Below are 24,904 nucleotides of genomic sequence, written 5' to 3' on the forward strand. Positions count from 1 at the left end.
CACTCAGCCCCCCTGCATCGGCGCAAGGATTTCGACCTGATCGCCGTTTGACAGCGCATAATCGGCGCGGTCGGTGGCGGGCACGAATTTGCCGTTCACCGCGGTTGCCACTTTGGCATTGGCAAAACCGTAGGCGTCCAACAGCTCTGCAAGGGTCGCTGCCTGCGCCGCGATGGGCGCTCCGTTAAGCTGCAGTCTCATCCATCACCTCTGGCATTTGGTTGTCGAAAATCAGGTCGGCCACCATGCGGGCGGCGGCAGGGGCCAGCAGAAAGCCGTGACGGAACAGGCCGTTCAGCCGGATCAGATTGCCGCTGCGGCGGATGCGCGGCAGGTTGTCGGCAAAGGCGGGGCGGCTATCGACGCCAACCTCGATCACCTCCGCCTCGGCAAAGGCGGGGTGCAGGGCGTAGGCGGCGGACAGCAGTTGCAGCAGGGCGCGGGCGGTGATGTGCGGGCCTGCGCGGCCTTCGATCATCGTCGCCCCCAGCATGAATATGCCATCCCCGCGCGGCACGATGTAGAGCGGCGCGCGGGGATGCAGCAGGCGGATGGGGCGGGACAGCGACACGTCAGGGCAAGACAGGATCAGCATTTCACCCTTCACACCGCGCAAATCAGGGATCGCATCCCGCGCTGCAAAGCCGCGGCAGTCAATCGTCAGACTGCGGGCGGCGTGATCTTCGGGGCGCGCGTCGGCGATCTGGAAGGCGCAACCATCTGCCACAAGGCCAGCACGCAGATCGGCAAGCGCGGTGCGGGGGGACAGATGCGCCTCTTGCGCGAAATACAGCCCGCTGGTGAAACGTCCGGCAAGATCGGGTTCCAGCGCGGCGATGGCGCCTTGATCGACGGTGCTGTGCCCGGTCGTCCGCTTGGCGAAGCGTGCAAGTTCCGCCCTATCCCGCGCGGGAGAGATTACGAGAGAGCCGCAGCGTTGCACGGACCCGGTGCGCCGGGCCCACCAGTCTGCCGCCTCTTGGCCTAGCCGCACCACGGGTTCCTCGGCGCTTTCGCCTTCGCAAAATGGGGCTAGCATGCCGCCCGCCCACCATGAACAGGCGTGGGGGCCGGGGGCGGCGTGGCGGTCGATGACCGTGACCTGCGCGCCGCGATCCAGCAAGGCGCGGGCGGTGCACAGGCCTGCAACGCCTGCGCCGATGACGGTGACAGAGGCGGTGTTGGCGGTCATGCCCAGACCGCGTGGAAATGATGCACCGGACCGTGACCGGCACCGACGTTCAGTTGATCGGCGGCTTTGATCGCGCCTTGCAGATAGCGGTGCGCGGCCGTGACGGCGGCAGGCAAGTCCAGCCCCAGCGCCAGTTGCGCCGTGATCGCGGCAGAGTAGGTGCAGCCGGTGCCGTGAGTGTTGCGGGTGGCAACGCGGGGGGCGTTTAGCGTGGCCATTACGCCGTCCGGGCCGATCAGGATATCGGTGCAGACCGCACCTTCAGCATGGCCGCCTTTCATCAAAACGGCCTGCGGGCCAAGGTCCAGCAGGCGCATGCCTTGGGCGATCACCTCAACCTTGGTCGTGGCGGGGGCGGTGCCCAGCAGGCGGGCGGCCTCCGGCAGGTTGGGGGTCAGCAGGGTCGCGCGGGGCAGCAGTGCACGGGTCATGGCGGCGACGGCGGCATCTTGCAAAAGCGTATCGCCGGATTTGGCGATCATTACGGGATCAAGGACGATGGGGCCTGTAAATCCAGCCAGCCCCTGCGCCACGGCATCGATGATGGGCGCGGAAAACAGCATCCCCAGCTTGATCGCCCGCACGTCCAGATCGGACAGCACTGCTGCAATCTGGGCGGCAACGATGTCGGCGGGGATCGCGTGCAGATGGGTGACAGCGCAGGTATTTTGCGCGGTCACGGCGGTGATGACACTGGCGGCATAGGTACCATTGGCGGACATCGCCTTGATGTCAGCCTGCACGCCAGCGCCGCCACCGCTGTCGGATCCGGCAATCGTCAAGGTGATCGGAGGGGCAGTGTTCACGGCGGCAACTTTCCAAGTTTTGGGAAATGCCGACGTGAAAAAACGAGAATACGCCCCAAGAGTGGTGCGTTCTACCCGTTCCCTACGCCGGTATAACCCGGATCAGGTTCGACGGGTCGGTGCGTGCACCTCTCAGCCCCAAAGGGCCCCCCGACGGATAATATGTCTTGCGCCGCCCCCAAGTTTGGGGTGGCGATTTGACCGGACGCTAGTTGCGAATTTTGCGGATCGCAACAGCGGAATGGTTGTGCCGGGGGCGCGCACTGCAACCGCGTGCCGCTGGGCGTCCTCCCGGTCGCGCGGGCTTTACGACGCGTAGGCCCCGGCAGAGTAGGTCAGCTCGTAGCTGTGGCTGTAGATCTCGAACACGATGCCAAAAGGGTCTTCGACATAGACCATGCGATACGGTTTTTCGCCGGGGAAATATTCGCGGATCGGCATCCGCTGGCGGCCGCCTGCGGCGACGATGGCTTTGGTCAAACCTTCGACATCGGGGTCTTGGACGGCAAAGTGAAAGGCGCCGTGGCGCTTGTGTTCCAGCTTTTCATCAGGGGCATAATTGCCAGGGAATTCAAAGATTTCGATACCGATACCATCGGCGGTGGAAAGGTGCGCGATGCGCAGCGACACCCAGCCGGGGCCGAAAACATCGGTGCACATCACGCCGATGGCGCTGTCATCTTCGAACGCTTCGGTGGGCTGCATGACGACGTAAAAACCAAGCACGTCGGCATAGAATTTTACGGCGGCGTCAAGGTCGGGAACGGAGAGGCCGATGTGGGAAAAGGTGCGGGGTGTCTGGGACATTTTAGGTCTCCTGCAAGGTTGCGATACCCATCAGATAGCGATGCGTGCCTTGCGTGTGAAATTATGATATACAATAAAAATCATAACAAAATATTTGGTTAGCCCATGCTGAACGCGACTTGGCTCGAGACCTTTACAACCCTGTGCGAGGCGGAACATTTCACCCGCACGGCGGCGCGGTTGAACATGACGCAGCCCGGCGTGTCGCAGCATCTGCGAAAGCTAGAGGCGCAGGTCGGTCAAAGCCTGATCACGCGGCAAGGCAAAAGCTTTACCCTGACCCCGGCGGGGGAAGCGGTCTTGGCCCTTGGTCAGTCCCGCCGCGCGCAAGAGGACGCCTTGCGCCGCGCAATCACCGCCGATGATCGCGACAGTGGCACCGTGCGGATCGCCTGTTCCGGCAGCTTTGCGATGCTGCTGTATCCCGCGCTGATGCCTTGGATGCAGGCTGCGCCTGATCTGGTGATCCACCTGCAAGCCGCGCCGCAAGCGCAGGTGCTGTCGGGGCTGATCGACGGGCAGTTTGACTTGGGCGTGCTGGACGCAGACCCCGGCCACCCGCGCCTGCAAGCGACGCATTTGGGCGAAGAAGAATTGTGCCTTGTCCTGCCAGCAGATGCGCCAGATACGCCGCCCAGCTTTGCCGATTTGCAAGCGCGGGGGATGATCGGGCATCCTGATGGCGACGCCTATGCCGATGACTTGCTACACCTTAATTTTCCCGGCGCATACCCCGGTGCCGACAGGCTGCGCGTGCGTGGTTTTGTCAACCAGATCGGCCAGATCCCGGCCCCGGTGGCGCAGGGCGTTGGTTATACGTTGTTGCCGCGCAGCGGGGTAGAAGCCTTTGCTCGCAGGGATTTGCTAAAGGTCGTGCATCTGGCAAAGCGGCGGCGGCATCCGCTGTGGCTCGCGGGGCGGCGCGGACGCACGATGTCGGCGCGGCTGCAGTATGCCAGCGAACTGATTGCATTGGCGGCGGGACAGTTAAGCTAAGTTAAATGCCTTAAATTCGCGCGCGGCCTTGATACGCAACGGCGCGTCTGACGCCGATGTGATCTGCAAAGCAAAACAATCGAAAGAAACTTGCGACGGATGCTGCATCACCGCGCGTTCAAGCCGGGATACATCTTGGCATCAAAGGGGCACAGGGCGTGCGCAGACTATTTTCAGTGATATTCTCGGTTGTGATTTTGTTTGTGATCTATGCTGCGGTCTTTGGCATGCCGGACCGCGTCACGAGCGCTCTCAATCTAGAAACGGCAGAGGCACAAGGCGATCAGGCCGCAGCTGCTGGCCCTGCCGCTGGGGGCCGCCCCGGCGGCGGCGGACGGCCCGGCGGGGGCAGCCGTGCGACGACCGTGGTAACCACGCCGCTGGAACTGCAACCCTTTGAGGTCGTCTTGAACGCGCTTGGCACCGCTGTCGCCCTGCGCAGCGCCGATGTTGTGTCCGACACGGCGGGCGAGGTGACGCAGGTTAACCTTAGCGCCAATACCACTGTCGCGGCGGGTGATGTCCTAGTGCAACTGGACGCCCGCACCCAGACGCTGGATCTGGAAATCGCGCAGGCGCAACTGGATCAAGCGAACGAGACCGTTGGGCGTTATGATCGCCTGCGGGCCAGCGGCAATTCCACCGTGACCGACGTGACCCTGTCGGATGCGCGCATCGCCCAGCGGTTGGCCGAGGCGAATGTCGGCTTGGCGCAAGTGGCGCTAGACGATCGCACCCTGCGCGCGCCCATCGCAGGCAAGCTGGGGCTGAGCGATATCGAGGTCGGCGATCAGTTGTCCGCCAATGATGTCGTCGTCACCATCGACAATGACGAAGCCTTGCTGGTGGAGTTTGAACTGCCAGAGCGTGCCATCGGCATTCTGCAGGACGTCAAGACCGTCGTCGCCAGTACCCCCAGCTTTACCGGGCGCAATTTCGAGGGCGAGGTGGTGTCCTTTGACAGCCGCCTTGATGATGTGACCCGCAGCGTGACCGTCAAGGCGCGGATTGATAACGCCAGCGGGGAACTGTGGCCGGGCATGACCTTTGCCGTGCGCATCTTGCAAGAAAGCGACCCGCTGCCTGCCGTGCCCGCGACGGCGATTACGTGGTCGCGGGCCGGGTCCAGCGTTTGGATCGACGCCGATGGCAAGGCAGAGCAGGTCGCCGTGACGATCCTGTATCGGCGCGATAGCACTGTTTGGATTGATGCTGATATCGCTGCAGGCACCGCTGTGATCAGCGAAGGCGCGCAAAAGCTGCGCGCTGGCGCGGCGATCACGACGCCGGATGCCGTGCGCAGCGGTGCTAGGGACGGTGCGCCACGAGAAGGCGGTGCCCGTGTCGGGGCTGACGCAAGTGCGCAAACTGCACCGGCAGGTGATCCGACATGAGCGATCCTTCGAAAATGAACCACGTCAAAAAGGGTTTTGCCGACCTGTTCGTGGCGCGGCCCTTGCTTGGGATCGTGCTGAACCTGCTGATCCTGATCGCGGGTCTGGCGGCGCTGTCTTCGGTCGATGTGCGCGAAATGCCTGACGTGGACCAGCCGGTGCTGTCTGTGCGCACGTCCTATGAGGGCGCTGTGCCGTCCACCGTGGACCAAGAAATCACACAGGTCCTAGAGGACGCGCTCAGCGCGCTTGAGGGGCTGTCCTATATGGAATCCAGCTCCTCTACTGGGTCCAGCCGCATTACAATCGACTTGTCCGAAGGCACCGATGTCGACGTCGCCGCGAACGAGGCCAGAGAGATCGTATTCGCCACGCTGCGGCAGTTGCCGGACGATATCGACGATGACCCCAGCGTGACGAAAAGCGACAGCAACGCCGATGCGATCATCCGTTTGGCCCTGCTGGGGGACGCGAGTTTTGACGAACTGACAGCGATTGCCGAAGGCGCGGTCTATGACCGCCTATCCACGATTGATGGCATCGCCGAGGTGACTGTGCGCGGCAATCGCGCGAATGAATTTCGGGTCACGCTTGATATGCGGTCCTTGCTAAGCCGGGGGCTGGACGTCGCAGACGTGACCGATGCGCTGGCGTCCTTGCGCGATGACACGCCGCTGGGGTCGGTGGAAACGGATGCGCAAACCTTGGCGCTGCGGGTCGGCAATGCCGATGTGACTGTCGATTCCGTCAATCAGGTGGCGATCAATGCGACGACGCGCGTGTCAGACGTGGCCTTTGTCCAGATCGTGCCAGAGGACAGCGATGTGTCCACGCGCGTGAATGGCCAATCGGCGGTGGGCCTTGATATTACGCGGCAATCCGTGGGCAACACGCTGACGATTTCCAAGGCCGTGCGCGCAGCTGTGCATGATCTGCGCACCACCCTGCCAGAAGGGGTCGAGCTGCTGATCGCATCCGACGATGGTGTGTTCATTGAAGGGTCCATCGACGAGGTGATCAAATCCATTGGCCTTGCGACGGTGATCGTTGTTGCCGTGATCTTTGCCTTCCTGCGCTCGCCGCGCGCGACGATCATCCCGGCGGTTACGATCCCGGTGTCGCTGGTCGGCACGGTCGCGGCGATCTGGATCACAGGCTTTTCCGTGAACTCGATCAGTTTGCTGGCGCTGGTGCTGGCCACGGGCATGGTCGTGGATGACGCCATCGTCGTGATCGAAAACATCGTGCGCAAACGCAAAGAAGGCATGGGCCCCTTTGCCGCCGCCGCCGCTGGCACAAACGAGGTGTTCTTTGCCGTGATTTCAACCACGGCGACGCTTGCCGCTGTGTTCATTCCGATTTCATTTCTGCCGGGCCAAGCGGGCGGCGTGTTCAGCGAATTTGGCTTTGTGCTGGCGTTTTCTGTCACGTTGTCGTCGCTGACGGCGCTGACGCTGGCCCCCGTCATGGCGGCGTTCCTAGACCCGGGAAAACCGGGCAAGGCAGAGGCTGAGCCGAAGCCGAAAAGCCGCATGGCGCGCGGCTTTGACGCGATCATGGACCGGGCAATTCGCGCGCCGATCCTTGTGCTGACCGTCGCCATGGGCTTTGCCATCATGGCCGCAGGCGCGTCGCAGACCCTGTCGTCCAGCATCACACCAGAGGAAGACCGCGGGTTTTTCCTGATCCAAGCGCGGGGCGCGGCTGATACAACCGTCGCCTATCTAGACACGCAGGTCGCCCAGATCGAAGCGATCCTTGATCCCTACCGCGCCAGCGGCCAGATCGACGTGGTGCAAAGCATCATCGGCGTCGGCGGCGGCACCAGTGCCTTTATCGTGGTGCGCTTGCCAGATTGGGCAGATCGCGACTGGTCGCAGGCAGAACTGATCGCCGAGATTAACGCCAAGCTGGGCAGCGTGCCCGGTGTGCAGGTCAGCGCCCGGTCCACCAACAGCTTGAATATTCGCGGCGCGGGGCAGGGTCTTGGGTTCGCGGTGACGGGGAACAACGTCGATGCGATGACGGATGCGGCTGATACGCTGGTGGCTGCGATGGGCAACGACGCCAGCTTTGTGAATCCGCAGCTGTCTGGCGACGATGTGCAGGCGCAATACGAGGTGCGCGTGGACCCTGAAATGGCCGAAGTGTTCGGCCTGACCGAGGCAGAAATCACGCAAACCGTCAGCACCATGATCCAAGGCAGCGTGGCCGTCACCGTGTTCCAAGATGACACGGAAACTGACGTCAATGTCGTCGCGGGCGGGCCGCCGATTGACGATCCAAGCGATATCGAAGGCATCTTTTTGCAGCTGCCCGGCGGCAGCTTTGTCCCGCTGTCGTCAGCGGCAACCTTGGTGCCTGTGGTCAGCCAGTCCAGCATCACCCGGCAGGGCGGATCATTGGCCGTCTCAGCGCAAGCGAACCTTGCCGAAGGCGTCGATTTGGGCACGGCCATGGCGCATCTGACCACAATCGCCGAGGAGGTTTTGCCGGATGACATGGGCATCATCTTTACCGGTGAAGCCGCAACGCTGACGGACGGCCAGTCGGCGATGTACACTGTCTTTGGCGTGGCGTTTTTGATTGTGTTCCTTGTGCTGGCCGCCCAGTTCGAAAGCATCGCAAGTGCGGTTGTCATCATGCTGACCGTGCCTTTCGGTCTGGCCGCGGCCTTGTTCGCGATTAAACTGACGGGCGGATCACTAAACTATTACAGCCAGATCGGCCTTGTGATGCTGATCGGGGTCATGGCTAAGAATGGCATTCTGATCGTCGAATTCGCCAACCAGCTGCGCGAGGCCGGGCAGGATATCGACAGCGCCATCCGTGACGCGCTGGCACTGCGCATCCGGCCTGTGATGATGACGATGGTGTCCACCGTCTTTGGCGGCCTGCCGCTGATCATCACCTCTGGCGCGGGGGCAGAGGCGCGGATTGCCGTGGGTTGGGTCATCGTCGGCGGGCTTGGCTTTGCCACTATCTTTACCCTGTTCTTGACGCCGGTGTTCTATCGCTGGATTGCCATTTGGGGGTCAGAGCCCGGGATGGCGTCCAAGCGTCTGCAAGGCGAGCAGCAGGCCCGCGGGTTCGACACGACGTTTGACCGGGTGTGAGTTTTAACGCCGTAAAAACGGCGGGCTGACGTTTGAACCATCAAAGTGAAAAGGAAAGTTGACGATGCAGCGTGTTTGGACGACCTCAATCTTTATCGCGGCAGGGTGCTTTGCACCTGCCATGGCATTTGCCCATTCGGATGTGGACAGCATTTCCGACAAAGCTTTGGTGCAGCCTGCGCAGATCGTGGACTGCACGCTGGAAAATGGGGACGTGGCGCAATGCGCGTCCTATACGCTGAAATTCGTGCCGGATGATTTGGAAATCGGGCCGTTCTGCCCCGCGACACTAGACGACGTCGGCGGCATCTGGGACTGGGATGGAGAGAACGCAGGCCTTTACCGGATCGACGGCGACTACTTTAAGATGCTGTCAGGACTTGGCTACACGTTCTACAACGACGACGGCGTCGTGAACGTCTTTGACATCCGCGTCGAAGGGCCAGAAGCCGAGCACGAATGTATCGCCGGATCGCTGGACGCGGGCAGCGAGATGTCGATCACCACGCTGATCCCGATCGCACCCGTCTTGGCGGACGCGCCAACGTCGCTCGGCACTGTGGCCAAGGTCGGGATCGCGCTCGACGGCGTTCCGATCTTTGCCGATGCGCCCAGCGTGCTGGACACCGGACATATGCCCGCGCTGGACACCTGCGGCGGCCACGTAGATCCGGGCGGCTGGTATCACTGGCACGCCACGGCGACGGATATCGACACAGTCTTTGCCCAAGACGGTGTTGACGCCAGTTGCGCCAATGTCGCGCAAGATCAGACCGCGCAGTTCGCCTATGCCTTTGACGGCTTTGCGATGTTCGGCTCGCTTGAGGCAGATGGAGCGGCACCTGTCGGGCTGGACCAATGCGGCGGCCATATCGGTACGACTCTGGGCAGCGCGGAAGAGGTTTACCATTACCACGCGGGTGACGGTTTTCCGAACCTGCCGACCTGTCTGGTGGGCGTTGTTGTGCAGGATAATTTTGCAACGACTGCGGCGCAGGGTATCGGTTCTGCTGGTGGGCCGGGCGGCGGTGGCCAAGGTGGTCCCGACTTCTCAGGCACTGCAGCGGCGCTGGGCGTTGATCTGGCCGATCTGCAAGCCGCACTTGACGCAGAGGGGGGCCGGGACGCTGACCTTGCCAAGGTGGCCGCACGTTTGAATGTGTCGCTGGACGATCTTCAGGCCGCTATGCCGGGGCGGCCATAACGGGTTACGAAGTGGTGTTCAGTCCAAGCTGGGCTGAACACCTCCGCAGTTCAAAGCAAGAAGATATGCGCAAAGATCACGGCCTGCAGCAGCAGAAACACCGTATCGACCGCGATTAGGACCAAGCCTTTGACGCCCGGCGCAAACAGCTTTTGCAGCGATGTTTTGACCCCAAGCGCCGAAATCGCGACGACCAGCAGGAACCGCGACGTGTCGTTGACGAAGTTCAGCAGCTCCTCTGGCAGCGGCACGAAATTGCGCAGCAGCATCAGCGCGATGAACGCTACGACGAACCATGGCAGACCAGCGGTGCCGCCAGCGTCCTTGCGGAAAATCACCGCGACGACCAGCAGGACGACCGGCAAAAGCGCGACGCGCAGCAGCTTGGTAAAGGTGGCGATATCGCCTGCGGTGTCGCTGACCGAATAGCCCGCGCCGACGACTTGCGCGACATCGTGGATCGTCGCGCCAATCATGTAACCGCTTTCGACATCTGCAAGGCCAAGCCGGCTGAACAGCATTGGATAGACGATCATCGCGATGGTCGACATGGCCGTCACGCCGACGACGGTCAGCAAGACGTCTTCTTCTTTCAGGTATTTCTTGGGCAGTACCGCCGCGATGGCCATGGCGGCAGAGGCACCGCAAATCGCGACAGAGCCGCCTGTCAGCAGGCCAAACGCCGTCGTCCGCCCAAACAGCCGCGCAAACACAACACCGCCCAGCAAGGTCAGGATCAGCATCCCCACCACGCCGATGATCGGCGTGATGCCCAGTTGTGACACATCCGCAAAGGTCAGGCGCAACCCCAGCAAAGCGACCCCGACACGCAGCAGGGTCCGAGAGCAGAAGGTGATGCCTTCCATCGTGCGCGGCGTGTCGGTCATAAAGTTGAACGCCATGCCGATCAGCAGGGCAAACAGCATTGCGGGGGCGTTGTAGTGATCCGCCAAAAAGCTGGACGCCAGCGCGACGGTGACCGCCAAAATAATGCCGCCGCGATGATCCGCGATCCACGCCAAAGTTTGCGGAACGGGGCCAGTTTGGGGGCGAGGTGACAGCTTCATATCGTCTGGTCGGGACATTGGCGGGCCTTGATCTGGGGGCGGTGCGCGGCGTGGCAGCCGCGCCCGCGCAACCGACGGGCTACATCCGGCCTTTCCAAGGCACAAGGCGCTGGATCATCAGCCGCATGAAAAGATCAAAGGCAAAGGCGATAAACGCGATGACAAAGATGCCCATGATGACGACGGGCGTTTGCAGGAACTGACTGGCCGACAAAACCATATACCCCACACCCTTGGTCGCGGCGACCATTTCGGCGGCGACCAGCGTCGTCCAGCCAAAGCCGATCCCGATGCGCATCGCGGTCAAAATCTCTGGCATCGCGGATGGCAGGATGACGTGGCGCAGCACCTGCCAGCGGCTTGCGCCAAAGGAATAGGCCGCGTGGATCTGTTCAATCGCAGCAGATTTCACGCCAGACCGTGCGCCCAAAACAATCGGCGCAAAGACAGACAGAAAGATCAGCAAAACCTTAGAGGTCTCTCCGATGCCGAACCAAATGATCATCAGCGGCAGATAGGCCAGCGGCGGGATCGGGCGATAGAATTCAATCGGCGGGTCAAGCAACCCGCGCATGACCGGGCTCATGCCCATGGCCAGCCCCAGCGGGATGCCGATCACGCAGGCAAGGATGAAGGCACCAAAGACGCGCGCTGTCGAAATGCCCACGTGTTCCAAAAACGGTGTGCCGGTAAAGCCTGTGTCCCAGATCGATAGAAATTTCTGCAAAACGGTCATGGGCGCGGGCACAAAAAGCGGTTTGACCCAGCCCATGAAGGTCACCAGCCACCACGCAAAAAGCAGCGCCGCGATGGACATTAGCGACAGCCACAGCGTGTTGCCTTCACCGGGGACGCCGTAAACTGCGCCCGGTTTGACTGGACGGCCGCGGGATAGGCGGGCGAACAGGGACGGTTTTTGGCTCATGCCATGGCCTCTTGGTCGGCAAAGACGATGTCCAGCACCTGTTCGCGCATCGCGATAAAATCGGGGCTGGATTTCAGTGCGCGGGCAGGGGTGCCGTTCAGATGGGCGCGCGAAAACGGCAGGTCAAAGGTATGGGTGATGCGGCCCGGACGCGGCGACATGACGACCAGTTTGGTGCCCATGAACAGTGCTTCTTCAACGCTATGAGTGATGAAAAACACCGATTTTTGTGTGTCGTTCCAAACCTTCAGGATCAGCTCTTGCGCCTTTTCGCGGGTCAGTGCGTCCAGCGCGCCAAGCGGTTCGTCCATCAACAAAATGCGCGGATCGCAGGTCAGGGCGCGGGCGATGCCGACCCGTTGCTGCATGCCGCCGGACAATTCGTAAACCGGCGCATCGTGAAACCCGTCTAGCCCCAGCATGTCTAGAAACGCATCGGCCGTTTTGTTGCGCAGCGCCTTGGGCACGCCTTGGATTTTCAGGCCAAAGGCGACGTTGTCGCGCACGCTAAGCCATGGCAGCAGCGCATGTTTCTGGAACACCACCGCACGGTCCGCGCCGGGGCCAGACACCACTTTGCCATCTAGCAGCAACTGACCCGAACTGGGGGCCAGAAAGCCTGCGATCAGGTTCAAAAGCGTCGATTTCCCGCAGCCAGAGGCACCAAGCGCGACGACAAATTCAGCATCCTTGATCGTCAGATTAATTTCGCTGAGCGCCGCAACTGGCGCACGACGTTTCGCCGCCGGATAGACGACCGAGGCGTCCGTAATGATCAGTCCCAAACGGGGGCTCCTTAGCTGGGCAAAGCGGCGGCTATTGCGTAGCGGCCGCCGCAATATCGGCGTTCACAAAGGGGGCATAATCATCTGCGACCGTGTCGATCCGCCCGGCTGATTTTAGGAATGCAGCGGTGGATTGCATCACATTCGCCGCATTGCCCAGCCACGCCGGGCCGGTCTGATCTGCCAGCGGGACAAAGGTATAGCCCTGCAAAATTTGGGGGATTTGGTCCGCTGGCGCGCCGGTCAGATCGGCGATGGCCGTCACGGGCGCACTGCCGGGTGTCCACGCGGCAGGATCGGCCAGATAGGCCTGATTGGCGCCGTCCATCACGCGGGCAAAGGCGGCCATTTCCGCCGGATGCGCGGCGGCGAAATCCGTGTCGACGACCCAAGCGTTAAACGTCGGATAGCCCCAGTCCGCCGTCTGATCCGCGCCGACGATGCGCGTGCCACTTTCCAGCAGTTGGGTCTGCACGGGCGGCCAGATAAAGGCGGCGTCCAGCACGCCCATGCTCCAGCTTGCGGCGATCTGGTCCGGGGGCATGGACACGATGGTCACGTCAGCCTCGGTCAGGCCAGCGTGGGCCATTGCGCCCATCAGGGAATAATGCGCTGTCGATCCGACCGGAACGGCGACGCGTTTGCCTTTCAGATCGGCAAGGGTGGTGATGCCCGATCCGTCGTGCGCGATCAGGCTTTCCGCTTGGCCGATCGCATAGGACAGCATGAACATCTGCAAGTCGACGCCCTGACTTGCCGCAATTGCCAGAGGCGACGAGCCCAGTTCCGCCACCTTCACATCGCCAGAGGCCAATGCCGCGATGACCTCTGTGCCAGAGTTAAAGACCCGCCATTCGATGTCCCATCCGGTTGCAGCGGCGAAGGCGTCGGTGCCGCGCACTGCGTTCATCGGGGTCGGATCGCTGAAGGTCGCGATGACCATCGTTTCGGCCGCAAGGGTAGAGGCCGAAAACGCCAGCACCGCAGTCCCCATCATGATGATCTTTGAAGGGCGGGTCATAGGTCGGCTCCTGAATGGAATAATAGGATTATGCTGCATTCTTCGTGGTCGAAAGGGGCCGAAGGTCATTTGTATGGCCCTCGCGCAAGACACGATTGTCTGGCGCGGATTGGGGTGACTATGAAATGTCGCGGCCCGCGTTGCCACCCCTCCTTTTTCGAACGGGGCGCAGGTTACGCGTGCGTGAAGGGCGAATGTAGCGTCCTTATGACAGCGGTCCGACCGCAGCCTTGATTGGCAGGCGTCGACGGCACGATCCGCGACATTGCGATCTTGCCTGCAATGTAAGTAGCCAGCGGCTATTTATGGCGCGGCGCGGATTAGCAAAAGCCGCGCCGTTTTGTTTAGGAGGCATCCCCTTGCAGTCCAGCCATGCGTCACCGTGGCCGGACTGGTGCAACAAGATCTGATCGGGCACCCTGTGTAGGAAACCCTGCCGATCAAAACCGACGTGGTGACCTAAAACGGTCGCGTGATGTCCATTTTGACGCGAAAGTCTGTCAGACAGTGCAAACCGCGTTGATCGGCGTCATCATCGGCGCATTGCCAGGGACCGGCGGTGCCTTTCGGCCCGGGCGCAATGTAAGGCTTTGCTGCGAAAGGATCGCGCATGACGACGTTAAAACTGGGGCTTATCGGGGACAATATCGCCCGGTCCCGTTCGCCTTTGTTGCACCGGCTGGCGGGGGAGCAAAATGACCTGGCGGTGACCTATGATCTGCTGGTCCCGGTTGATCGCGGCGCACTGTTCGAGGAGGTCTTTGCCGCCTGCCGCGACGGGGGCTATCGCGGGGTCAACGTGACCTATCCCTATAAAGAACGCGTCACCCAAGGGCTGCGGATCGACGATGCCTTGGTGCGGGCGATTGGGGCGGTCAACACAGTGATCTTTACCGCGGATGGGCCGCAGGGCCACAACACGGACTACACTGGGTTCAAAGCAGCCTACGCGCGGGTGCGCGGCGATGCGGCCACCGGTCCGGTGCTGATGATCGGCACTGGCGGTGTCGGGCGGGCCGTGGCCTTTGGCCTGATTGCACTTGGCGCGACCGATTTGCGGTTGGTGGACCGGGATCTGACCAAGGCCAAAGCTCTGGCCGCCGACCTGCGCTGCGCGGCCCCGAATGTGCAGATCAGCGTTGGCAGCGACGCCGTTGCAGCAGCGCCGGGGGCGGCTGGGCTGATCAACTGCACGCCGGTGGGCATGACCGGGTACGAGGGCACGCCGCTTGCCGCTGCAGCAATGACCGGGGCCGAATGGGCCTTTGATGCCGTCTATACGCCGGCTGACACGCAATTCCTGACCGATGCCGCCGCCGCTGGTCTGACGGTGATGTCCGGGTGGGAACTGTTTTTTTACCAAGGCGTGCACGCTTGGGCGATTTTTGCCGGGCTACCGCTGGACGAAGACGCGCTGCGCCATGATCTGATTCACACAAAGGAAGACGAATAGTCATTAGATTACCGAAGGCAGCGCGCTAAGCATTCGACTGTATTCTTAATGCGGTTTGACCGACAGGTGGAGGTTTTACCGCCCCTTTTCAATTCTTGTCGCCAGCGGGGCTTCTGGAGATTTCCTGTGGGAGTTGCGTCAGCCATATTTTGGAAATCATTTTCGTTCTTATAGACCCGAACCTCGGCGCCATAAAAGCTGTCGTAGTATCTGTCGTCCACACCTATGAGGGCTGCGTAAACGTAATCGACGTTTTCATACCCGATAACCAAGAAATCGGTAAATCTCGACCGTATATCTTTTGGTCAATCGCACTGGCACTTATTACGTTAAAATAGGACGTTGTTGGCGTGAAATATAGCTCTGTTGGGGCGGTTCCCCGCGCTAAGGAATAGCTGCTTTGGTCCCCTGGCACCGAAGATGCGTTCGATGTGCGTTCTGTCGCTATTTCGTGGCAAAATTCGACCCGCGTATCGATGTTTTCAAAGGTGCAAGCGAACAAGGTCTGCATCGGTGGCAGGCAGTTTGCAGATGCCGCTGAGCTAAACAGGACGAAGCAAGACCGGCAGGGGTTATGTATTTCAAGCGGTTCTTCATGGATCGATCCGATGTGTTTGGCGCTGTGGTTCGAGGCGTGCTGGTTTTTAGGGTGCCAGACGGGCATCTGTATTACGCAAACTGTTCCACAGCCCAATCTTTTTGAACGCTTATAAAAGCCTAGCATTGCATGGTTTTTTGCTCACATTGATAAAGCTGCCCGGCCCTTCTTGTTCAAGATAGTTTAAGTATTTAGGGCAAGCTGATGACTGACGTGCGTTAAAGAAGTTAGAGATGGAGCCATCATGATCCCGGCATATATGCTTATCGGTGCCCTGGTGGTTTTTGGCGTTCCTGCCGCCATCATCTATCTATTGATATCAAATGCCAGCTTGCGTCGCCGCGTTGCCATTTTAGAGCAGGCATTTGCGAGACCGGGAAACGCCACGCCAGCCATTCCCGTCCAGCGCGCTGGTCCGCCACCGCTCACTAAGATTTCAGAAACTGACGGTGTTGGCGGCGACTTTCATGAACGGCCACCTCTGCCACAGCCGGACAATTCAGCCACCGTCTCGCAAACTATCGTGTTCACCGCAGTCAACATGAGGAAGCTTACCAGCTGGATCACTCAGAACTGGTTCTACGCGGTGTCAGCGCTGTCTCTGGCTCTCGCCGGGGTGTTCTTGGTCATCTACGGCGCTGAACAAGGCCTGCTTCCGCCATCGATCCGTATCATATCGGCTCTGGCGCTTGGTTGCGGCCTCATAGCTGCAGGAGAGTATATCCGACGGCGATATGGCGACGGGAAAACAGTCAGCACGACTTACCTGCCATCCACGCTTTCAGGAGCAGGTATCGTCACGCTGTTTGCGGCCATACTGGCTGCACGTTGGCTATACGGCTTTACCGGTCCAGAGGTGACATTAGCGGGTCTGGCCGCGGTTGGTGCCATCGCCATGGTGCTAGGCTGGTTCTACGGTCCCTTCCTCGCCGCAGTAGGTATCCTTGGCGCAATGGCCGCACCGTTTGTCATTGGTGGACCATCGGAAGATCCTTCAGGCCTATATGCATACTTCGCGGTCGTTACCGTAATGGGGCTAGCCATCGACACATTCCGACGCTGGGCATGGGTGTCGGTGCTGGCGCTCATTTCAGGCTTCGCGTCAGGATGGCTTCTGAGTGTCGGTGCCGGAGCGATCGTTTCAATCTCGTTTGTGCTTTACCTTGCCGTACTATCGTTTGCCGCGATCACGGTCCCGGTCAGAAGCCTGAAGCCCGATCATCAGGGGGCGCTGCTTAGCATGTCCATTCTGGCGCGGTCGGAAGGCGCTGCTTGGCCAGAGTTCCCCGCGCGCCTCGCTGGAGCTGCAATTTTGGCCGCGAGCCTTTTGATCTTGCACACGACGTTGGAAACCTCAGACCAAAGCTTGTTCTGGGTCGCCGTTCTAACGCTCACCGCGCTGACCATGGCGCTGATCGTCTGGGCCCGCAATGCACCTGCCTTGGCCGATCTAATCGCCTTGCCGGCCGCCGCTCTGCTGGCCATCGTATGGAGCAGCTCTCGAGTTTGGCGAAGCGTCGTCAACGCCTCTCAGACGCCAGGCAACGAGCTTATCCTGATGCCAACGCTTATGGTTGCGATCGGTCTACTCATCTCGATTGCCGCAGCTTGGCGATCCCTGCGCGGCGGTCCGGCCTACCAATTCGCCGCCGCCTTCGCAGCGCTCTTTGCTCCGGTTCTGGCAGTCATCATCGAGGTCCAGTGGCAGCCGGCGCATTCCATAGGAGCATATCCTTGGGCCCTGCACGCTATGGTTATCGGCGCAGCTATGGTGCTGATTGCTTATCGGTTTGCACGGCAGGACGGTCCTGAAGATAGAACTCGGGTTTCCTTTGCGGTTCTTTCCTCATTGGCCTGTATCGCGTTTGGTATGGTGGTGATCCTGACATCAGCCGCACTAACGATCTCCTTGGCGGTTACGGTCGTCGCTGCAGCTTGGCTTGATCGGCAGTATAGCTTGCCACTGATGGGCACCTATATCCTCGCCGGCGTTGCAGCCATCGGCTACCGGCTCGTCGCCGATCCCGGACTAGGTTGGGCATTGGATGCGCCCATCATGGAAGTGCTGCCGACCTATCTTATCGCATTTACCGCTTTTGCCGTGTCGTGGGTTTTCATGACATCCATCAACCGTCCGCGGTCAGAGGTCATTTTAGAAAGCGCGTCCATCTCATCGTTTGGGCTGCTGCTATCCGTGGCGCTGTATCGCTTTCTGCTGCATTGGACGGGACTACCCAGCGCCGGTGAAAGCCACTGGGCGGCAGGTATTGATACAGCGATCTGGATTGTGCTTGGATTGGCTCAATTGCGCCGCTTGCAGCTTGGCGGGCCGCTGCGGTCGGTAAGGATTGGCATGGCGGTGATCTTTTTCACTATCGCCTTCATCCGGTTCGCTGTCGCGCTGGTATTCTCAAACCCCATATCTGTTTACATAGATGATCAGGTCATCGGACCCGTCCTGTTGAATACATTGATGCCCGCTTACTTGCTTCCTGCCGCGGCTTTGCTGCTGGGGGCCATATGGCTCAAGGATCTGCAAAGCGTCCTCAGGAAGGCTCTTATGATACTCGCGGGCGCGGTGGCGACCTTCTGGCTGACAATGACGATCAGGCACGGCTGGCGCGGGGCGGAGGATATGGCTTCTGTCAGCGCAAGTCAGGGCGAGCTTTACACCTATACCGTGGCAATCATGATTGTCGGGGCGGCCGCATTCTACCAGTCCCTTGCCCGAAGGAGCGTAAATCTACGCAGAGCTGGCTTGATCATCATCGGACTTGCTGTCGCCAAGGTCTTCTTCATCGACATCGGTGAACTGGATGGACTGACACGTGTGTTCGCGCTGCTTTTCCTAGGCCTGACATTAGCCGCGCTCGCATGGCTTAACCGCTGGGCAAACGGCCACGATCCGCAGTTGGAACATCAGCAGGCTGAAAAGTAATCTGCTGATGCCTCTGACCGGAGCCCCTAAAACGCCTCCGATCTTGTGTAGAGTCCGTCCGAAAAGAGGACGGGCAATTGAAGGCACGAATTTACGGACGAACAGATCATCGCGGTGATCAATGAACAGGAATTTTTAGCGAAGTCCGCCGATCGATGCCGACAGCAACTGTCAGTTACAGCATCCTTTTTCTAAATCCCGAATACTGAAGATTGATTTTATTGAACTTCTTAACATTCACTCACACCAACCGTATTCCGTTTTCCACTAAGCCTTTTCCGCCGGGCACTGCAAACTCCCACCGATCAAGCTAAAACTCAGGAAGATTGACCGCGCAACCTTAGATGGTTGGACGCCCACATTGATATTACAACAAAAGCTGCCATTCACTTAGGACGCAGCTAAGGGCATATTCGAGCCCGGAGTGTCAAATAATAGAGCGAGCAGAAATGTCTTCCGAAGGGGAGCAGGTCAGCTGTAGACACGTTTGTAAGCAGTATATGGTGAAAGTCGACTTTCGTTGGACTTCGAAAAGTCGCAAAGCAGGCTCACGCTCTGTTTCAGCCCTTTTCACGAGACGTCCGGTGCCGTATCGGGTTATCTATGTCAAACCGTGATGATTTTAGAGCGCCCATTATAAGAACGATTGCGCAACGTGCAGGTTACCGCTGTTCAAATCAAACCTGTTTACGCCCTGCCATCGGACCGGACGGTGCCGATGATAGCGCGAGCATAGGTGTTGCCGCGCACATCACTGCCGCTGCTGAGGGCGGGCCAAGGTATGATCCGGCTTTGACCTCCAGAGAACGAGCTGCTGCTGAAAATGGTATTTGGCTCTGTCAGACCTGTAGCAGGCTGGTTGACGTCGATGTCATTAGTCATTCCAAAGAGCAACTAAGAGAGTGGAAAACCTTCGCTGAAATGCGGGCCTACTTGGGCATTCGCGGGTTTGCGATTGCTGTGTCTAGGAGTTTTCAAAAACTTGAAGGCAAGATGCCAAGCCTTGTGATGGAGATGCGAAATCATATCAGAAATGCGCCTTTTATTCGAGTTTGTAATTCTCGCTAAGCATTGGTCATATAATGGTGATCCCCAGAATCCCATTTTTCTGTATTACTTCGAAGAGCACGAAAATCTGAAGCCAATGCTAAAAGTGATGCAAAATTACGGTGCGATCACCGAAACGACGCACAACAACATTGATCGATATGAATTTACAGAAGACTTTGTTGAATACCTTCAACTCCCTGCTTAACTCCTATTACGCAACGGCTGCTTAAGACTGGACACCCACTTTGGGCTAATAGATCTAATAGGGGAATCGTTCACACTGCCGACGCTCCATTAGCCCAACAGGAATGTCCGAAAGTCGCTTAGCCGGTCAGTAGTCGGCCATGAGCTCCTGCACGTTACAGGATTCATAATCAGCACGCAGGAAGACATTGTGCCCAGGCATGCAGCCTGTGTCGCACTCATACTGACCCGCCAGATGCGACACCGTTACCATGGTTTCGCCACTGGGGAGGGCGCTGAAGACGTTGACAATAAATTTGAAGATTTTGCCGTATAGATGTTCCTGCCCATAACAAATGCGTAGGTAGGTTTCCTCGGTGCGGATGCCGCTGATATCGAGACCCAGTGCTTCTGCCATTTCGTAGATGACGCTGTCGATTTCATGAAGATCATCGGACCGTGGATCGAGACGATTTAAGGAGTATGGTGTCATAAGATTGCGGAGTTGTGGATCGAGATTCACTTTAGCCAAAAGGTCCGGGATGCCGCTCAGTATAACGATAACGGGCCACTCACGATGTTTCATTAAGGTTTTGATTGAATTTATGACCTTTCGAGTTTCCTTTTCACCAAGCGTTTCGAACATATGTTGGCACTCGTCGATATGGAGGAGCCAAATGCCTTGCCCCTCTAACTGAGAACGAACACGCTCCCAAATTTCATGCTCCGTCCGACTTGTTGCAAGCGGATAGCCGAGCTTGGTGAGGACCTGCAGCCCCAAAGCCTTCCACGTTGTCTCGCCGTCAAGTGCAACCTGCAGAATAAGTTTTTCAAGGCCGCATTCTAACGCCGATCCATCGGCCAAGAAGCGCTCCAGAGCCTTATCGATTTCTGTGGACTTTCCTGAGCCGCTCTCGCCGATGACGACCAATCCTTGTCCTTCCAAGCGCTCCCCTGACAACTTACCCGCATCAAAATCATCGACGATGGCTCTCAGCCGCGCGTCTAATTCCTCTGCACGAGCCATTTTGAAATACTTTGACTTGAGGAACGCGCGACGCTGCACGGGTGTAATAGATGTTTTTATCTTAGTGGACGTCATATGAATTTTCCTTTTCCTTTCGGCTTTCCGACAAATGGTCCAGTTGAACTGGTATCTTTACGTTTACGAGTTCTGGATTGAACGGTCGGGCCTTCGACGCTGGCATCATTGCTGCCAGTGATATCCACAGCGCCGATTAGTTTTGGTTGAGGAGGCGGATCTGCTTCTTGATCCACTTCGACTACAGGCTCGGCCGTTGCTGATGCCTTTTCTGCTGCAATGTCAGCGGGACTGAAGATACCGGGCCCTGTCCCACCTTGCAGCAGAGTAGCAATGTCGGCTGACTGAGCCTGTTCAGGGTTCTTCTCGATTTGAAGCCTCAGGCAGAAGGTGGACTCGAACCAATCAATCTCTTGCGCAGTTGCCTCTTGGGAAGGAAGGCCGCGCGCTTGAATTCCAGCTCGGATTTGCTCGGCAAACCAATCTGCGTGCTTTGCGAGAACATATTCGTAATAGGTGCGGTCTGACGGTTTGGTTGCAGTCATTTTTTTGATTGCTGCCATCAAAGTCCGAATTGAATGATGCTCGAGGTCGGGACGCTGGTTCGCAAGGTAAAAAATTTGATCCTCGACGTGGATGGTCACCTCTCGCAGATTTTGCGGGTCAACAAACACTTCGACTTTAATTTTTCCATTTCGCAGCGCATGCGGAAACAGGGATGGGGAGCTGAACGGTATGCCACAAATCTTGATGCCTTCCTTCGATAGCATCCTTTTGAGCTTCAAGCCTGTCGCTTTGCGTCGAACCCGGAGGGTCGGGGGTCTTACAGCACCGTATTTTTGGGAGTCTTTCCATGCATCGATCGGGCGTTTGCCCAACAGGCCAGTGTGTTTGCGAAGAGGGTAGTGATCTACCAGGTAGCGTAGGATTAAATGTCGGAACTGCTCAGTATTAAAAGCGGCCATACCGGCTTTGTCGTATGCTACAAGACATTGCGGGGAGTAGCCTGTCTTACCTGGCAGCTCATCCGCAAAAAGAGTTCGAAAGCCTCCAAAAAGGCGCTCGACAAACGGCTTGTCCATTGGCACAGCGGCCCGACCGTAGACGAACGATCCACCCGTAGCCAAAATGGCCGTGCGCACTTCGTTATCAAAAAACTCCGCTCCCGTATCAACGATGATGGTGCCGATGCCTGAATGCTGGCTCCAAGGCGTGCTGCACCCGGCTAGGGTGCTCATTTCGATCTTCTCACGCATGATCTGATCGAGCAGTTCTATTACAGTTCTGGGGTTTGGGGTCTCAGCAATGCCGATGCCTAGAGGCATCCTGGTGGCCACATCGAGCGCAACGCAGATCCAGAGGCGTTGGCGCTGACTTTTGGGCCCATCTTTTTTTCCGTCTTTCAGGACTTTTTGCAGATCGGGCGTTAATAGATCCCAAAATTCGCTACGCTTGCTGAAGGTGAAGACATCACCCTTCCAAAAATCTAGTTCTATCAGCTCGCCGGGTTTCAGGGCCCTGACACCATGCTGAGTTGGCGAAAACTCCTTCTGGGCGGCCTGACGGCCTTCTCGTGAGAAAACCAATTCAAGACGGTTAAACCGGTCAAGGCGCCTGTAGACGGTGTTGCTATGGGGTGTCAGGAACGGTGCTGTGTTTCCAGCCCTCAAGCGTTCGTTGCGCACTTCCCTGAACCGTCGCTCTACAAGCCTAACGATGGACGCTTTAGCCGGCTGCGCCTTGCTAAGATAAGCCCGGCAGCAAGTTTCCAAGAGACAATCTTCCGCAGCACTCAGGCGCCTTCTTGTATTGCCGGAAGGAGTGTCGCTGAGAAGTGCGCGGGGATGGGGATTCTTTTGCGCGTAATAGGTCTTGCAAAAGTTGCTTACAGATTTTGCTCCCCATGTGCGGCCCTCGAATTTCCCATTCTTAGACTTTATGCCCAGTGCGTTGATGCGCTGGAGGTCAATGGCGTGGGATTGAATTTGCGCAAACTTATATTTGATCCTCGTCTCAGTATACGGGCCACCTTGCAGAGTAGAATGGGTCGCTTTGCACCAAGCTTCGCGCTGAAAGGCTGTATGACGCTCAGCCTCTGACCGGTCCTCAAATCGCGAAGGTGAATTTAAATTTTCGGAAATATCTGAGCTATCAGTGTCGAAATTATCGTCGATAACAGCATCGGTGCGTTGCAATAGCTTCTGCACCATTTGGTCGTCAAGAACGAAATACCGTTGAGCCTCGTTCTCTCCAACGAAACGGTCTCGGACGGCAATGCCTCCTTTTACGGGGCCCGACACAACCACTTCATACCCGTCATACGCGATGAGCGTGCCGGGCGAAAAATGAAAGTGTTGGACGATCGCGTTCACGCGTGCCAGCCCAGAACGGTGGGGTAGTCGATCGCTTCAAGCCGAGAGGTCGCAATCTTTTGGTCAGCGATCGCGCGAAGAATTGCGTCGAAAATCCGACCCTGATCAGCAAGTCTTGATCCCGGTTGGCACCGCTGCACCAATTCGTTCACAGTGAACCGGTCAACATCCAGAATGTCGTTGAAAACCAAAGCAAGACGAGCGTCTGCTTCAGGGTCGGGAAAGCGTTTTGCTAAGAACATCCGTTCATTGTTGCCACGCATAATTGTTGGCAGCGTCGCCTCAGAAATTGTGGCGAAACCGTAGCCTTCGGGTAAGACTTTACGGATCGCTTGACAAATCAAGGCGGTTTTAGGCAGTCCGAGCGCCTCTTCATTTTTGACGAAAACGTAGGTTTTTGCACCCGACCTCTGCGTCAAAAGAAAATCCAAAGTATTTGACGCGACCTTGTGAACCGGCTCGAGAAATTCCACTTTGCGCGGCTGACACTTCAGGCCAACTGTGTTTGGGTGCAGCAGAAATGCAATCGCAGTCGCTCGTTCTAGGCTACTTTCAAACCCAACTGGGCGTGGATTGCCGCCGTCGTCTTCAGTGCGCCCGACGAGCATGCCTGTTTTGGCGACATGGCTTCGATGAACGGTTCCGCGAAGCCCATCGTAAAGAAGCATACCTTCCAGATTGTCTGCGAAAACCTCTTGGCGCGGTGCCAAGTCGACATACATTGAATGGCCATGATCATCCTCGACAACGAAGGAATTGCTTTCCTGTGTTTCACAAGAGGTCACCTTGGCCGTGTCAGCATATGTGGTCTCGGTTTCAGGCATGACTTCTCCGTTGCCGGACATCGGAGTGCCGGCTCGTTTATACTTGTGTGCTATGTTGGGGTGTTACTTATCGGTCGTTCGAAGGGGCCTCAGCGGGATTGTTGCGTTGTATTGCGTCGCTTGGGTTCGTCGTAAGCCGACACGCAGTTTCCCTACCATTTGTTGTTACTACATTTGAGTTTGCTGACCCGGTTGCCACATTGAGGGCAGCGCGCCGTGCGCGCTTCCATTTCCATGCCTGCATTTTTGAGTCAACCACCTGATATAGCTTAATAATTGCGAAAATATCTAAACCTCTTATTTTCCCGTTTTTCCTCATTACTCGTATCACCTCTCGGCTGCGGATGATCCTGCCGTGATGTCATAAGGTATAATGCTAAGGTGCGTCTCGCGGTAGACAGCTGGCACACCAGGGCTGTGGAGCGCCTATCTGCTTTACGCAGCAGATGGCCGGTCGAGTTGCAGCCTCAGTTGTTGGCGGAAGATCGTAAGGGCGAGCTATTCCTGCTCAAGCAGCCAGTTCAGATGATCTGCGCTTCCAATAACGGTGCCTGATGGCATAATCGGTGAAGTTACGCATATAGCCTTTCTGAGAAGGCCGGGTCCGCCAAGCGTAAGGTCAGCCAGCAATTTCTTATTCATTCGCCAACCTGCTTCGTATTCCACGCCCAGACAGTCGGCCATCTCACGGTTGATCACGTGTCTTAGGCCGCCGCGATAGGCGTGGGTCCTTATCAGTAGCTCGGCACCCGCGAACCACAGTGTTGGGGGCAAATGACTTCGATGCATGGTCGTGCCAGATGTGACTGAGAACTGCCGTCTGCAGTTTTGGCATTGGAAGACCGGGCGCGTGGCGAGCGAAACAATTTTGTTGCTGCCGCAGTGTTCACAACGCTGCTCGTTGGTCCAGCGCACCTTTTGGAGCCGCTGAAGGCAATCTGCTTCGGTTGGAAAAGCTGATCTAACGCCCTCCGTTGGAAGCTGTGCTGCGAGAGTGAGCCAGTAAATCCATTCAAGATCGCTATCGTTTGTATCTGTTGGGTGGTCGTCCACTTTTGAAATCGTCGGCCTCGAATTTTGTCTGACGGCTTGACGTAGCCGCGGCTCATGCAGGGAGGGAGGTAGTCACTT

At 58.2% G+C, this 24,904-nt stretch carries 19 protein-coding genes and 1 riboswitch; of the genes, 7 read left to right on the plus strand and 12 right to left on the minus strand.

What is annotated here, in order from left to right; translation table 11 throughout:
- Positions 1-3: 3 nt before the first annotated feature.
- The 4 genes from thiS to KBW81_RS03365 all read right to left on the minus strand — a co-directional run bounded on the left by thiS (position 4) and on the right by KBW81_RS03365 (position 2,805).
- The gene (thiS, locus tag KBW81_RS03350; protein ID WP_090191325.1) at positions 4-201 is read right to left on the minus strand and encodes a sulfur carrier protein ThiS; all 198 of its coding nucleotides are present in this window, start codon (positions 199-201) and stop codon (positions 4-6) included.
- On the minus strand, positions 185-1,192 hold the full coding sequence (locus tag KBW81_RS03355) for an FAD-dependent oxidoreductase (protein ID WP_254248335.1): 1,008 nt from the start codon (positions 1,190-1,192) through the stop codon (positions 185-187). The genes thiS and KBW81_RS03355 overlap by 17 nt, the downstream gene beginning before the upstream one ends.
- Positions 1,189-1,998, minus strand: coding sequence for a bifunctional hydroxymethylpyrimidine kinase/phosphomethylpyrimidine kinase (thiD, locus tag KBW81_RS03360; RefSeq protein ID WP_411914377.1), 810 nt, complete (start codon positions 1,996-1,998; stop codon positions 1,189-1,191). Before thiD ends, KBW81_RS03355 begins: the two co-directional genes overlap by 4 nt.
- A 62-nt stretch (positions 1,999-2,060) precedes the next feature.
- Positions 2,061-2,161: riboswitch (TPP riboswitch) on the minus strand.
- Positions 2,162-2,304: 143 nt separating this feature from the next.
- Complete coding sequence (locus tag KBW81_RS03365) at positions 2,305-2,805, minus strand: lactoylglutathione lyase family protein (RefSeq protein ID WP_090191322.1); 501 nt, start codon at positions 2,803-2,805, stop codon at positions 2,305-2,307.
- Positions 2,806-2,910: 105 nt separating this feature from the next.
- On the opposite strand from KBW81_RS03365, the gene KBW81_RS03370 reads away from it, so the two are divergent.
- From KBW81_RS03370 to KBW81_RS03385, 4 genes are all read left to right on the plus strand, one after another.
- Positions 2,911-3,801, plus strand: coding sequence for a LysR family transcriptional regulator (locus KBW81_RS03370; RefSeq protein WP_254248336.1), 891 nt, complete (start codon positions 2,911-2,913; stop codon positions 3,799-3,801).
- Between the two features lie 158 nt (positions 3,802-3,959).
- Entirely contained in the window at positions 3,960-5,195 is a 1,236-nt protein-coding gene (locus tag KBW81_RS03375; RefSeq protein ID WP_254248337.1) for an efflux RND transporter periplasmic adaptor subunit, read from the plus strand.
- The gene (locus KBW81_RS03380) at positions 5,192-8,311 is read left to right on the plus strand and encodes an efflux RND transporter permease subunit (RefSeq protein WP_254248338.1); all 3,120 of its coding nucleotides are present in this window, start codon (positions 5,192-5,194) and stop codon (positions 8,309-8,311) included. Before KBW81_RS03375 ends, KBW81_RS03380 begins: the two co-directional genes overlap by 4 nt.
- 64 nt (positions 8,312-8,375) lie before the next feature.
- Positions 8,376-9,515: a YHYH protein gene (locus tag KBW81_RS03385; RefSeq protein ID WP_254248339.1), complete on the plus strand. Its 1,140-nt coding sequence runs from the start codon at positions 8,376-8,378 to the stop codon at positions 9,513-9,515.
- 50 nt (positions 9,516-9,565) lie between these two features.
- Here the strand turns inward: KBW81_RS03385 and KBW81_RS03390 are convergent, their stop codons facing one another.
- The 4 genes from KBW81_RS03390 to KBW81_RS03405 all read right to left on the minus strand — a co-directional run bounded on the left by KBW81_RS03390 (position 9,566) and on the right by KBW81_RS03405 (position 13,313).
- A complete protein-coding gene (locus KBW81_RS03390; RefSeq protein ID WP_254248340.1) occupies positions 9,566-10,600 on the minus strand; it encodes a YeiH family protein in 1,035 nt (344 codons plus the stop codon).
- Between the two features lie 61 nt (positions 10,601-10,661).
- Positions 10,662-11,507, minus strand: coding sequence for an ABC transporter permease subunit (locus tag KBW81_RS03395; protein ID WP_254248341.1), 846 nt, complete (start codon positions 11,505-11,507; stop codon positions 10,662-10,664).
- Positions 11,504-12,292: a taurine ABC transporter ATP-binding protein gene (locus KBW81_RS03400; RefSeq protein WP_090191314.1), complete on the minus strand. Its 789-nt coding sequence runs from the start codon at positions 12,290-12,292 to the stop codon at positions 11,504-11,506. Before KBW81_RS03400 ends, KBW81_RS03395 begins: the two co-directional genes overlap by 4 nt.
- A 31-nt stretch (positions 12,293-12,323) precedes the next feature.
- Positions 12,324-13,313, minus strand: a complete 990-nt coding sequence (locus KBW81_RS03405) for a taurine ABC transporter substrate-binding protein (protein ID WP_254248342.1) — start codon at positions 13,311-13,313, stop codon at positions 12,324-12,326.
- A 610-nt stretch (positions 13,314-13,923) separates the two neighbouring features.
- Between KBW81_RS03405 and KBW81_RS03410 the strand changes: the two genes are divergently transcribed.
- The 3 genes from KBW81_RS03410 to KBW81_RS03420 all read left to right on the plus strand — a co-directional run bounded on the left by KBW81_RS03410 (position 13,924) and on the right by KBW81_RS03420 (position 19,370).
- Positions 13,924-14,766, plus strand: a complete 843-nt coding sequence (locus KBW81_RS03410; RefSeq protein WP_254248343.1) for a shikimate dehydrogenase family protein — start codon at positions 13,924-13,926, stop codon at positions 14,764-14,766.
- 842 nt (positions 14,767-15,608) lie between these two features.
- The gene (locus KBW81_RS03415) at positions 15,609-18,302 is read left to right on the plus strand and encodes a DUF2339 domain-containing protein (protein ID WP_254248344.1); all 2,694 of its coding nucleotides are present in this window, start codon (positions 15,609-15,611) and stop codon (positions 18,300-18,302) included.
- 603 nt (positions 18,303-18,905) lie between these two features.
- Complete coding sequence (locus tag KBW81_RS03420) at positions 18,906-19,370, plus strand: hypothetical protein (protein WP_254248345.1); 465 nt, start codon at positions 18,906-18,908, stop codon at positions 19,368-19,370.
- Positions 19,371-19,683: 313 nt separating this feature from the next.
- On the opposite strand, the gene KBW81_RS03425 is transcribed toward KBW81_RS03420, so the two are convergent.
- From KBW81_RS03425 to KBW81_RS18785, 4 genes are all read right to left on the minus strand, one after another.
- Complete coding sequence (locus tag KBW81_RS03425; RefSeq protein ID WP_254248346.1) at positions 19,684-20,637, minus strand: TniB family NTP-binding protein; 954 nt, start codon at positions 20,635-20,637, stop codon at positions 19,684-19,686.
- The gene (locus KBW81_RS03430; RefSeq protein WP_254248347.1) at positions 20,634-22,949 is read right to left on the minus strand and encodes a hypothetical protein; all 2,316 of its coding nucleotides are present in this window, start codon (positions 22,947-22,949) and stop codon (positions 20,634-20,636) included. The genes KBW81_RS03425 and KBW81_RS03430 overlap by 4 nt, the downstream gene beginning before the upstream one ends.
- Positions 22,946-23,773, minus strand: coding sequence for a PDDEXK family nuclease (locus tag KBW81_RS03435; RefSeq protein ID WP_254248348.1), 828 nt, complete (start codon positions 23,771-23,773; stop codon positions 22,946-22,948). Before KBW81_RS03435 ends, KBW81_RS03430 begins: the two co-directional genes overlap by 4 nt.
- Positions 23,774-24,271: 498 nt before the next feature.
- Positions 24,272-24,826 carry a transposase gene (locus KBW81_RS18785; RefSeq protein WP_367305316.1) on the minus strand — a complete coding sequence of 185 codons (555 nt, stop codon included), beginning with the start codon at positions 24,824-24,826 and terminating at the stop codon, positions 24,272-24,274.
- Between the last annotated feature and the right edge of the window lie 78 nt (positions 24,827-24,904).

It is taken from the genome of Loktanella salsilacus (genome assembly GCF_024206795.1).
In the GTDB taxonomy this organism is placed as follows: Bacteria; Pseudomonadota; Alphaproteobacteria; order Rhodobacterales; family Rhodobacteraceae; genus Loktanella; species Loktanella salsilacus.

Coding starts and splice junctions, on each gene's coding strand:
- thiS (WP_090191325.1), bottom strand. CDS start 201: ATGAGACTGCAGCTTAACGGAGCGCCCATCGCGGCGCAGGCAGCGACC.
- KBW81_RS03355 (WP_254248335.1), bottom strand. CDS start 1,192: ATGACCGCCAACACCGCCTCTGTCACCGTCATCGGCGCAGGCGTTGCA.
- KBW81_RS03365 (WP_090191322.1), bottom strand. CDS start 2,805: ATGTCCCAGACACCCCGCACCTTTTCCCACATCGGCCTCTCCGTTCCC.
- KBW81_RS03370 (WP_254248336.1), top strand. CDS start 2,911: ATGCTGAACGCGACTTGGCTCGAGACCTTTACAACCCTGTGCGAGGCG.
- KBW81_RS03380 (WP_254248338.1), top strand. CDS start 5,192: ATGAGCGATCCTTCGAAAATGAACCACGTCAAAAAGGGTTTTGCCGAC.
- KBW81_RS03385 (WP_254248339.1), top strand. CDS start 8,376: ATGCAGCGTGTTTGGACGACCTCAATCTTTATCGCGGCAGGGTGCTTT.
- KBW81_RS03390 (WP_254248340.1), bottom strand. CDS start 10,600: ATGTCCCGACCAGACGATATGAAGCTGTCACCTCGCCCCCAAACTGGC.
- KBW81_RS03395 (WP_254248341.1), bottom strand. CDS start 11,507: ATGAGCCAAAAACCGTCCCTGTTCGCCCGCCTATCCCGCGGCCGTCCA.
- KBW81_RS03405 (WP_254248342.1), bottom strand. CDS start 13,313: ATGACCCGCCCTTCAAAGATCATCATGATGGGGACTGCGGTGCTGGCG.
- KBW81_RS03410 (WP_254248343.1), top strand. CDS start 13,924: ATGACGACGTTAAAACTGGGGCTTATCGGGGACAATATCGCCCGGTCC.
- KBW81_RS03415 (WP_254248344.1), top strand. CDS start 15,609: ATGATCCCGGCATATATGCTTATCGGTGCCCTGGTGGTTTTTGGCGTT.
- KBW81_RS03420 (WP_254248345.1), top strand. CDS start 18,906: ATGTCAAACCGTGATGATTTTAGAGCGCCCATTATAAGAACGATTGCG.
- KBW81_RS03425 (WP_254248346.1), bottom strand. CDS start 20,637: ATGACGTCCACTAAGATAAAAACATCTATTACACCCGTGCAGCGTCGC.
- KBW81_RS03435 (WP_254248348.1), bottom strand. CDS start 23,773: ATGCCTGAAACCGAGACCACATATGCTGACACGGCCAAGGTGACCTCT.